Below are 10454 nucleotides of genomic sequence, written 5' to 3'. Positions count from 1 at the left end.
CGGTACGGCTCACCGAGGAGTTCGAGTACACCCGGGACGTCCTGCGCGAGACGGCCGAACGGGTGGAAGTCGCCGGACGGGTCAAGCTGCGGCGGAGCGTGAGGGATTGACGCAGGTCGGCGGGGTACCCGGCAGCCATGCGACAGGACAACACCCACCGGCTCACGCCCGATCTGCCACCCCTGGTCGAAGTCCCGGACGTACTGCCGTGGCCCGAGGGCCGGCCGTCCGCGCGCGACGAGGAGCCCGCGGACGACCCGGACCCGGCCGCGGGGAACCCCCCGCCGGGCGAGGCTCCCGCCCCGGAGGGGGCCCGGGACGACAGGAGACCGGACGACGACTCGGCCGTCCCCGAGCACCCCGGCTGAGGCGGTCCCGCCTCACCCCGCCGCGCCGGCCACCACCCGCAGCAGATGCTCCGCGGTCCGTGCGACGGCGGCGCGCGCCTCCGCGAGATAGCGCCGGGGGTCCACCACGGCCGGGTCCGCGGCGAGCCGGTCCCGTACCGCGCCGGTGAAGGCGATGCCCAGCGCCGTACCGATGTTGACCTTCACCATCCCGGCCTCCACGGCCGCCCGCAGCTCCCCGTCCGGCACGCCCGAGGAGCCGTGCAGGACCAGCGGCACCGGCAGGGCGCGGCGCAACGCGCCGATCAGCCGGTGGTCGAGCCGGGCGGTGCGCTCGGTCATCGCGTGCGAACTGCCCACCGCGACGGCCAGGGCGTCGACACCGGTACCGCCGACGAACCGGGCCGCCTCCGCCGGGTCGGTGCGCGCCCCAGGCGCGTGGGCGCCGTCCTTGCCACCGATCTCGCCGAGCTCCGCCTCCAGCCACAGCCCGTGCGCATGCGCCCACTCGGCCGCCCGGGCCGTCTCCCGGACGTTCTCCCGGTAGGGCAGCCGGGAGGCGTCGAACATCACGGAGGACACCGCCGTACCGGCGGCGGAGCGCAGCAGCCCGGTGCTCTCCACGTGGTCCAGATGGAGCGCCACCGGCACCGCGGCGGCCTCCGCCACGGCCGTCGCGGCCGCCACCAGCCCGGCGGGGCGGTCGTGGTGGAACCGCACGGCGTTCTGGCTGATCTGGAGGATCACCGGCAGACCGGCCCCCTCCGCCGCGGTGGCCACCGCCTCGGCCTGCTCCAGGGTGACGATGTTGAAGGCGGCGATCCCGCGCCGGGCGTCGCGCGCCCGGGTGATGAGGTCGCCGCTCGCGGCCACGGGCATGGGTACGGGTCCTTTCCGTGCCGTCGGGCGGGCCGGGCGGCCCGTCAGCGCAGCACCACGGAGCGGGTCAGGTTCCGCGGCCGGTCCGGGTCGAGGCCGCGGGCCGCGGCCAGGGTGACGGCGAGCCGCTGGACCCGGACGAGGTCGGCCATCGGGTCGAGCGCGGCGCCGTCGGCGACCAGCGTGCCGCCGGCCGCGGCCACGTCCCGGTCCAGGCCGTCCGGCAGCGGGCCGAACACCCACACCACCCGGCCGGGTCCGGTGATGCTGACCGGGCCGTGCCGGTACTCCATGGCCGGGTAGGACTCGGTCCAGGCGCCGGCGGCCTCGCGCATCTTCAGCGCCGCCTCGTGGGCCAGCCCCACCGTCCAGCCGGTGCCGAGGAAGGTGAACTGCCCGGCCTCCGCCAGGGCGGGCGCGGGCGGCGCGTCCGGCAGGCGCTCCGCGTCCCGCACGGCGGGCGCGAGGTCCTCCCCGAGGTGGGCCCGCAGCAGCGCGAGTGTGGTCGTCGCGAAGCGGGTCTGCACCACCGACCGCTCGTCGGCGAAGCCGAGCACCACGGACTCCCGCACGGCGCCGGTCACGGGCGCGTCCGGATCTGCGGTGACCGCGGAGAGGGCGGGGCCGGTGCCGCGCAGCCGCTCCAGCAGGGCGAGCACCTCGGTGGTGGTGCCGGAGCGGGTGAGCGCCAGCACCCGGTCGTAGCGGCGGCCGGTGGGGAACTCCGAGGCGGCGAAGGCATGCGTCTCCCCGTGCCCGGCGGCCTCACGCAGCACGGCGTAGGCCTGGGCGACGAACCAGGAGGTGCCGCAGCCGACGACGGCGGTCCGCTCGCCGGGGTGGGGCAGCGCCGCCGCCCGCTCGGGGGCGAGCGCGGCGGCCCGCCGCCAGCACTCCGGCTGGGAGGCGATCTCCTCGGCGGTCCGGCTGCTCGGAGGACCGGGCACGGCGTTCCCCTCTCGTCCCCTGCTCGTCCGTGGGTTGCTCGTCACGTCGCACTCTTCTGCTCGATCGTGCACATCAGAGCCTAGAAGCAATCATCTTCGAGCACAATGTGCGCAGGGCGAGCACCATGGCCGCGGCCCGGCGCCACGCCGGGGACCGGCCGGGAAGGAGAGGTGAGGGTGTCCAAGGAGCAACGCTGGAGCGCCGTGCTGGAGATGCTGGCCGCACGGGGCCGGGTCGAGGTGGAGGAGGCCGCCGCCCGGCTCGGGGTCTCCGCGGCCACCGTCCGCCGGGACCTGGACGAGCTGGCCGGCCGCAGGCTGCTCGTCCGCACCCGCGGGGGCGCGGTGGCGCACGGGGTCTCCTACGAGCTGCCGCTGAGCCACAAGGCGGCGCGTCACGCCCCCGAGAAGCAGCGGATCGCCCGGGCGGTGGCGGAGCTGGTGGCGCGCGGCGAGGTCGTGGGGCTCAACGGCGGCACCACCACCACGGAGGTGGCGCGTGCCCTGGCGGTGCGTCACTCCGGGCCGGAGCCGGGGAACGCCGCGCCGGAAGCGGACGCGGCACCCGCGCTGACGGTGGTCACCAACGCCGTCAACATCGCCGCCGAACTGGCGGTGCGCCCGCGGCTCAAGACGGTGGTCACCGGTGGCGTGGCGCGCGCCCGGACGTACGAGCTGGTCGGGCCGCTGACCGGCGGGGTGCTGGACGAGGTGGTGCTGGACGTGGCCGTGCTCGGCATCGACGGCATCGACCCGGAGCGCGGGGTGATGGCCCATCACGAGGACGAGGCGGCCGTCAGCCGGGTGCTCGCCGGGCGCGCCCGGCGGGTGATCGTCGCCGCGGACGCCTCGAAGGCCGGACGGCGGGCCTTCGCCCGCATCTGCCCCCTGGAGGAGGTCGACGCGCTGGTCACCGACGCCTCGCTGCCGGGCGGCATCCGGGACCGGCTCGGCGAGGCCGGCATCACCGTGCACACGGTGTGAGCCGTGGGCCGCCGGAGCGGCGGCGCGAGGCCGCTGTGACGGGTGTGACGCAGGGTGCGGCACGTCCCAACCGGCCCACTCCGTGGGCGGGTTCGCCGGTGGTGCGGCCGGAGGGCGGCCGCGGTGTGAGGCTTCTCTCGGCCCGGCGCCCGCGCGCCCGACCGCGCGGGACGCGGTACGCCCCGGGCGACCTGCGGGGATTCCGGTTCCCGTGCCCCGCACGCGGCACATTGATCGCCGATGCCGGATTTTGGGGCGTGCGGGGTGATGTGCTTACGGTCGCACCGCTCGTCACCGGACGGGCCCCCGGACCGTCACGCCGAGTCCTGCCGTCGGTCCAGGGGGAGTTCGTCGCGTATGCGCCGCAGGCAGGAGCGGGGGACCCAGGTAGTTGCCGCACCCCTTCGGGGGGCGGCTCGGGGCGAATCCGTACGGCCCGGGGCAGGGACTCACCGGGACGGACGGGCGGGCACCTCACCCGGCCCGAGCCCGACAGCTCACCCCGCAGGCGTCGGTGAGGAAGAACGTCATGCTCTTCAACGGCAAGAACCGCCAGGTCCGCTCCGGGCGATCCGCCCTCCGTGCCGCGGCGCTGGCCGGCGTCGCCGGGGCGGTCGTCACGGTGCCGGTGCTGACCGCGACCGGGGCGCAGGCGGCCTCCGTGGACACCTGGGAGCGGGTCGCCCAGTGCGAGTCCAGCGGCGACTGGCACATCAACACCGGCAACGGCTACTACGGCGGGCTGCAGTTCTCGCAGTCGAGCTGGGAGGCGGCCGGCGGCACGCAGTACGCCGCACGGGCCGACCTCGCCACCAAGGCGCAGCAGATCGCCACCGCCGAGCGGCTGCTCGACATGCAGGGCCCGGGCGCCTGGGCCTGCGCCGCGGAGGGCGGCCTGACGGCGGGCGGCCCGGAGGCGGACGTCGACTCCTCCGGCGCCGGCGACCGGCAGCAGGAGCGGGCCACACGCTCCGAGTCCCGGCAGCCGCAGCCGGGCCGGGGCGGGTCCGGTGAGGGCGGCTCCGCCAAGGGCGACTACACGGTGAAGTCCGGTGACACCCTGGGCGCCGTCGCCGAGGCGCACGGCACCACCTGGCAGCGGCTCTACGCGGCCAACGAGGCCGTCATCGGCGGTGACCCGGACCTGATCCTCCCGGGGCAGCGGCTCGCCCTGCGCTGACCCCACGTCACCTCCCGTTCCGGACTCCCCGGGCCGCCCGCCGGCCCGGGGAGTCCGGCGTACGGGGCCGGGCCGCCCCGGGGGGCGCACGCACGGCGGCGGGGCGCACGGAACCTGTCGCACGCACCTCCGCAAACCCGCGGCGGGGCGGTACGGTACGTCCTCCGGCGACCGCCGTCGCCCGCCGGCCGCGGCGCGCGGCCGGAGCGCGATGCGAGCGGGCCGGCAAGCTCCGACGCCCTCCGGGGGAAGGGACAGGTGACGGACCGTGCCCACGGACCACGCGTGCCAGGCGGCGGCCGACGAGGCGGCCCGGGCGATCACCCCGGTCCGCGGGGTACTGGCCCCGGCGGCCCCCACGCCCGCGTCCGCGCAGGAGTCCGTGCCGGTCGTGCTGCGCCAGTACTACGGCGACGGCGGGTCCGGCGCCGGAACGCCCGAGGCCACGGAGGCGCCCCCGCCGGAGCCGGCGGGCACCGCCATGGGCGCGGTGGTCCTGCACCTGGTCCTGGACGGACTGCGCGCGGATCTCAGCGGCTCGCTGGTCGGCTGGTACGCCCGGCTGCCGGTGCGGGTGCCGCACGCGGTGGGGGCGCCCGCGGCGGCGGCGCCCGAGCTGGAGCCGCCCGCCGTGCCGGGCGAGTGGGAGGCCCTGGGAGAGCTCAAGTTCCGCGGCCAGGAACTGCTGACCCTGCTCGCGGACCGCGGCCGCACCGAGCGGGTGAGCGAACTCGGCTGGCGGCTGGCGCTGGTGGAGGACGCGTTCGCGGGCGGCCTGCGCAGGCTGGAGGTCCCGGCGGCCACCGCGGTGCGCTGCGCCGCCCAGGTGTCGGCGGCCGCCGGTTCGCTGTTCGGCGTACAGCACCCGGCACGGTAGTCGCCTCCACCGGCCGGGCCCGGGCCGGGCGGTGGACGGCCGTGCCGGGCGGCCCGGCCGCCCAGGACTCAGCGGGAGGTCAGCACCCCCTGCCCCGGACGGACTTCAGGCCCCGGGTGCCGCACCGGCGCGCCTCCCCGGTGGCAGCGGCCGGCCCCGCGGCAGCGCAGCCGCTTCCGGGTGCCCGCGGCGGAGGCGCGGGCGGCCGGCACGGCCGAGCCGGTGACCCGGGCGGCACGGGCGGCACGGGCGCGTGAGCTCAGCGGCCCCGCCGGTACGCCGCCGTCAGCTCCGCCCAGCGGGCCCGCTGCTCCTCCGTCATCCGGCCCCGCAGCGCGGCCAGCTTGAGCAGTGCGGCCTCGGCGCCGGCGGCCAGCGTCTGCGCCTCCGCCCGGTAGTGGTCGTCGACGAGGGCCTCCACCTCGGCGTCGTTCATCGCCGGGTCCAGGCGTTCGGCCAGCTTGCCGGTGTTCCGGTAGGAGCCCTGCAACAGGAACGGCGGCTCCGTCCGGGCCTCCTCCTCGCACGTCGCGGAGGCGATGTAGGCGGCGTTGACCCGCAGCACGGTGTCGCGCACCCGCAGCAGCTTCCGCAACACCGCGAGCGTGCGGTCCAGCTCGACCGGCTCGTACGGGTGGACGAGCCGGTCCGCACGGGCCGCGGGGTCGCCGGCGGCCAGCCGTACGAGCAGCGCGGTGTCCGCGGGGTCACGGGAGGCGAGCGGGGCCAGCACCGGGTGGGCGGTCAGCGCGTTCTCCACATGGCTGTGCGCGAAGAGTTCCTCCCGGCCGGCGAGCACCTCGCCCAGGTTCCACACGTCGGCGCGGTTGGCGAGCATGTCCGGCACCCGGAAACGGGCCCCGGACTCCGTGAAGGGGTTGCCCGCCATGGACACCGCGAACCGCTTGCCCCGCAGGTCGTGGCTGCCGGCGGCGCCGTCCAGCCGGCGCTGCGCGTCGCAGAGCGGGATGAACTTCTGCAGCAGCTCAGGCGCGGTGTGCTGGATGTCGTCGAGATGCAGCAGCACGTTGCTGCCCAGCTCCAGGGCGAGGTTGATCTTCTCCACCTCCCGGCGCGCCGCGGCGTCCGGCGCCGCCTCCGGGTCCAGGGAGGTGGTGCGGTGTCCCAGCGCGGGCCCGTTCACGACGACGAAGAGCAGGCCCAGCCGCGCCGCCACGTACTCCAGCAGCGTCGTCTTGCCGTAGCCGGGGGGCGAGAGCAGAAGCAGCAGGCCCTGGCTGTCGGTGCGGCGCTCCTCCCCCGCCGTGCCGAGCTGCTTGGCCAGGTTGTCGCCGATCAGCGGCAGATAGACCTCGTCGATGAGGCGGTTGCGGACGAATCCGGGCAGCGGCCGGGGCGTGAAGCGGTCCAGCCCCAGCCGCTCCCGCTCGGCGGTGAGCAGCGCGGTGCGCCGCCGCGTGTACCGCCGGTGCGCGGGCACCCGTACGGTCCGGAACTCCTCGGTCCGCGCCAGGAACGCGTCCAGCCGCAACTCCAGGGTCCCCTCCCGCACCCGCGGGTGGGTGCCGAGCAGCCCGGTCACCCGCGCCTCCAGCGGCGCCGCCGACTCCCGGCGCTCCACCGCGTCGCCGCACAGCTCGATCGCCACGGCCTCCGCGAGTTCCGTACGGCCGGCGCCGTGCGCCGCGGCGTACGCGCCGAGCCAGGCGGAGACGAGCTGCCGCCGTCCGGGCAGGTCCTGCCGCAGGGCGCGCATCTCCTCGGCGTACTCCTTGAGTTCCGTCGAGCCCGGGCCGCCCAGCGCCTCGTGGAAGCCGGCCAGCAGGGCGCGGGCGCCCGCGCCGGTCACGAAGCGGGGACCGTCGGCGCGGGCCAGCTCCTCGAAGAGGTAGGCGCCGGCGGCCCGGGCGGGCGCCTGGGGAGCGTCCGCGTCGCCGGGGCCGCCCGCAGCCGCGCCGCCCGTGCTCGCGGGCGGGAAACCGGCGACGGCGGCGGCGAGTTCGGCGGCCAGCTCGTCCACGGCCGCGACGTCGCCGAAGGCGGCGCGGGCACGCGCCAGCGAACGGGCCCGCACCGACCAGGCGGCCCGGGACGGGGCGTCGGTGCCGTACGCCCAGAAGAGCTGGGCCGCGGCGCGCACCTGAGGGGTGAAGCGCAGCAGGTCCGCGTCCGCGTGCAGCCGGAGCAGGGCGCCCAGGATGCGGGCGGCGTCCCGGTCGTGCACGCCGCGGTCGTAGCCCTCGTCGGGTGCGGCCTCCGCGGTCCGGCGCACCAGGGCGAGCAGCGGACCGGACGCGCCGTCCTCCTCGGTGCCGCCGGTGCCGTCCGGCCCGGCGGCCGTCTCCGGGGGCGGGGCGAGCCCGGCGGCGAGGGCCTCGGGCAGCACCTTCGCGGCCAGGTACTCGGCGCGGTACGTCCGCGGCGACTCCGAGACCAGCGGCGCGTCGAGGAAGTCCGCGACGCCCTCCAGCGCGCCCGGCGGCACCGGCGCCCGGTAGTCCGTACCGGTCACGGCGAGCTGCGGGCCGTCCGCGCCGGGCACCAGGGCCAGCGCCACGGCCTCGGTGTGCACGGCGAAACGGTGCCGGCCCAGCCGTACGACACCGGGCGTCTCGTAGAGGTCGGCGCGGTCCCGCTGGGCACGCGCCGCCTCCTGCCGGACGGCCCGCAGCCGCCCCTCCAGCTCGCCGGCGCGCACCGGGTCGCCCAGCTCCCGCAGCTCCTCCGCGGTGGCACGGACCCGGCTCGCCAGGGGGTCCGCGGCGAAGAAGGCGTGCACCTCCTCCGGGGTGCCGAGGGCCGCGGAGCGGCGGGCCACGGTGGCCAGCACCCGGTCCGCCGAGGCGGCGAGCCGCTCGGCGTGGCGGGCACGCTCGTCCAGCCGGGCCTGCTTGCGCGCGGCGAAGGTCTCCTCGATCTCGGTGCGGCGCTCGGCGAGCAGCTCCGCCCGCTCGGCGACCGCGCCGAACCGGGAGGTCAGGTCCTCCACCTGGACCAGCAGCCGGGCGAGCTGATCGTCGCACTCCTCCGGTGTGCCGCACCCGGCGAGCGCCCCGCCGACGGACTGCCCGAGCAGTGCCAGTCCGGCCTCGAACTCGGCGCGCCCCTCGCTCTCCAGCAGCTCCCGGCGCCGCGCGTCCAGCGCGGCGCGCGCCCGGTTGACGGCGCCGGTGACCTCGCCGACGCGGGCCAGCAGCTCCGTCCGCACGGTGGTGTCCGCGGTCTCCAGACCGCCCAGCACCTCGGTGACGGTGCGCAGCCCGGCGGCGTGCTCGTCGATCCGCCCGGTGAGCGGCTCGGCGTCCGCGGCGGTCGCCACCGCGGCCGCGCGGGCGGCCAGCGCGTCGACGGCCTCGCGGGTGGCGTCGAAGGCACCGGGGCGGGAGAGCCGGGCGACGGCGCGGCGCCCGGTGGCGGCCAGCGCCTCGGTCAGCTCCTCGCCGAGCGCGGTCAGCCGCCCGGGGTCGGCGTGCCGTATCTCGCGCAGCGCCTCGACCCGGCCCTGGGCCTGCCGCAGCCCGGTCAGCAGCCGGACCCAGCCGTCCGCTCCGTCCGGGGTCTCGCCGCGGGCCCGCCGCACCAGGCCCGCCACCTCCTGCCCGGCGGCGTCCACCCGGGCGGCGGCGTGGGCTCGCAGCTCCTCCTCGCGCGCGAACTCCGCGACGATCTCCTCGGCCGCCGCGCGGAGTGCGGCCAGCGGCTCGTGCAGCGCGCCGAGCCCGTCGCCGTCCAGCCACGGGTAGCGGTCGGCGGTACGGGCGCAGGCGGCGGCGACGTCCTCGAACACCTGAGTGCCCGGGGCGAGTTCACCCGCCATCCGGGCGGCCGCCAGGCAGTCCGAGACGCAGGCCACCAGCTCGGCGTTGCCGATGCGGCCCAGCGGCCCGTCTGCGGGCGGCTGCCCGGCGGCGTGCGCCTCGCCGGTGAACGGGGTCCGCCAGAGCTGCACCGGGTGCAGCCGGCCCGGCTCCTCGTCCGGCGCCGCGCGGAGCACGGCGAGCGCCCCGTCCTCGAAGAGGGCCCAGCCCTGACCGGCGACCGGCGGCGCCGCCTCCTGCCGTACCAGGTTGTAGGGCTGGAGCAGCGTGCGGCCGGTGGCGGGGGCGCGGAAGGCGTGCAGCACGTCCTCGCCGTTCGGGGAACGCAGCACGGCGTCGAAGAGCAGCTCGCCGGCGTCGGCGGCGCCCTCGAAGGTACGGGCGGCGGCGCCCGCGGGCGCGGCCGCCAGATAGCAGCCGCCGGGGAAGACGACGCCCTGGTCGCCCGGCAGCCGGCGGCAGCCCCGCCCGATCGCGTCCAGCCGCACCACCTCGCCGGTGCGCCGGTTCACCACCAGATGACGGTGGTGCCGCTCCTTGTACGGCAGCACCCGGAGCAGCACCAGGGCCCCGACGACGGCGTACGCCACCTCGGCGTCGGCCAGCGACTGGAGCGGCTCGTCGACGGGTTCCGACCAGACGCCCTCGGGGGTGCCGGTGTCGTCCGCGTCCTTCACGGTGAGCGCGCCGCCCTCCGTGGAGACGAAGACGCCCTCCGCGACGGCCAGATGCGGGTGCCGGCCCGGCACCTGGGCCTCCCGGCCGGCGAGGGTCCACTCGACGTCGTGGGCGGGCGGCGGCAGATGGTCGCGCTCGCCCCGCGCGTCCAGGTACTCCGGGGCGCCGTCCGGGTCCGGAGCGAGCCGCCAGCGCAGCACCCGGAGGTCGCCGCCGGAGGCGCCGGTGCCGGTGCCGAAGACGGCCAGCAGCAGCGCGCCGGTGCGGCGCAGCCGCAGCAGGCGGGCCTCGCGGTAGTAGCGGTGCAGCTCGGCGAAGTCCTGCCGGAAGCGGGGGTCGTCGAGCAGGCCCGGGACGGCGTCCGGGGCCGCGGGCTCCAGGCCGCCCTCCGCGGTGCGGCGGTGCAGGGTGAGGACGTCGGAGACGTCCCGCACCTCGGGAGCGCCGGTGTGGCCCGCCAGCAGCAGGCCGCCCACCTGGGCCAGGTCGCAGGGGCGGCACTCCCGGGGCGTGCGCAGGCGGTGGGTGCCGGAGAGCTCCAGGCGGGTGCCGCCGAAGGTCTCGGTGCGGCGGGTGTTCAGGGCCTCGGCGCGGCGCGCGAGTTCCCGCGCCGCGCCGGTCAGGCGGGTGCGGAGCACCTCGTATCCGTCCGTCACCATGCGTTCCGTCTCCTCCCTCTCCTCCGCCCGCCACCACGGGCCTCGTCTCTCCCGGGGCCCGTTCAGCGCCCCGGCTCCCCGGCCGTCCACGGGCCTCCCCTCCGGGGAACCCGGTCCCGCGCCG

7 protein-coding genes and 1 riboswitch are annotated in these 10454 nt (G+C 77.6%); of the genes, 4 read left to right on the top strand and 3 right to left on the bottom strand.

From position 1 onward, the window contains the following. Positions 1–137 precede the first annotated feature (137 nt). A complete protein-coding gene (locus tag HOY81_RS11895; RefSeq protein WP_237320263.1) occupies positions 138–368 on the top strand; it encodes a hypothetical protein in 231 nt (76 codons plus the stop codon). Between the two features lie 12 nt (positions 369–380). Here HOY81_RS11895 and HOY81_RS11890 read toward each other — a convergent pair whose 3' ends face one another. Both HOY81_RS11890 and HOY81_RS11885 read right to left on the bottom strand, forming a co-directional pair. Beyond that, positions 381–1226, bottom strand: a complete 846-nt coding sequence (locus HOY81_RS11890) for a class II fructose-bisphosphate aldolase (protein ID WP_237320262.1) — start codon at positions 1224–1226, stop codon at positions 381–383. Positions 1227–1270: 44 nt separating this feature from the next. Further along, positions 1271–2173: an SIS domain-containing protein gene (locus tag HOY81_RS11885; protein ID WP_237320261.1), complete on the bottom strand. Its 903-nt coding sequence runs from the start codon at positions 2171–2173 to the stop codon at positions 1271–1273. Between the two features lie 177 nt (positions 2174–2350). On the opposite strand from HOY81_RS11885, the gene HOY81_RS11880 reads away from it, so the two are divergent. From HOY81_RS11880 to HOY81_RS11870, 3 genes are all read left to right on the top strand, one after another. Next, the gene (locus HOY81_RS11880) at positions 2351–3157 is read left to right on the top strand and encodes a DeoR/GlpR family DNA-binding transcription regulator (protein WP_237320260.1); all 807 of its coding nucleotides are present in this window, start codon (positions 2351–2353) and stop codon (positions 3155–3157) included. Between the two features lie 350 nt (positions 3158–3507). Beyond that, positions 3508–3683, top strand: a riboswitch (cyclic di-AMP (ydaO/yuaA leader). 3 nt (positions 3684–3686) lie between these two features. After that, on the top strand, positions 3687–4337 hold the full coding sequence (locus tag HOY81_RS11875; RefSeq protein ID WP_237320269.1) for a transglycosylase family protein: 651 nt from the start codon (positions 3687–3689) through the stop codon (positions 4335–4337). A gap of 268 nt (positions 4338–4605) precedes the next feature. Next, positions 4606–5214 (top strand): hypothetical protein, encoded by a 609-nt coding sequence (locus tag HOY81_RS11870; RefSeq protein WP_237320259.1) that lies wholly within the window; start codon positions 4606–4608, stop codon positions 5212–5214. Between the two features lie 259 nt (positions 5215–5473). Here HOY81_RS11870 and HOY81_RS11865 read toward each other — a convergent pair whose 3' ends face one another. Next, positions 5474–10330, bottom strand: a complete 4857-nt coding sequence (locus tag HOY81_RS11865; RefSeq protein WP_237320258.1) for a DNA repair ATPase — start codon at positions 10328–10330, stop codon at positions 5474–5476. Positions 10331–10454 lie beyond the last annotated feature (124 nt).

It is taken from the genome of Streptomyces sp. JJ36, from assembly GCF_021696945.1.
Classification (GTDB): Bacteria; Actinomycetota; Actinomycetes; order Streptomycetales; family Streptomycetaceae; genus Streptomyces.
The sequence above is the reverse complement of the archived record's forward strand: the minus strand, read 5'-3'. Positions and strand labels throughout refer to the sequence as shown.

Coding starts and splice junctions, on each gene's coding strand:
- HOY81_RS11895 (WP_237320263.1), top strand. CDS start 138: ATGCGACAGGACAACACCCACCGGCTCACGCCCGATCTGCCACCCCTG.
- HOY81_RS11890 (WP_237320262.1), bottom strand. CDS start 1,226: ATGCCCGTGGCCGCGAGCGGCGACCTCATCACCCGGGCGCGCGACGCC.
- HOY81_RS11875 (WP_237320269.1), top strand. CDS start 3,687: ATGCTCTTCAACGGCAAGAACCGCCAGGTCCGCTCCGGGCGATCCGCC.
- HOY81_RS11865 (WP_237320258.1), bottom strand. CDS start 10,330: ATGGTGACGGACGGATACGAGGTGCTCCGCACCCGCCTGACCGGCGCG.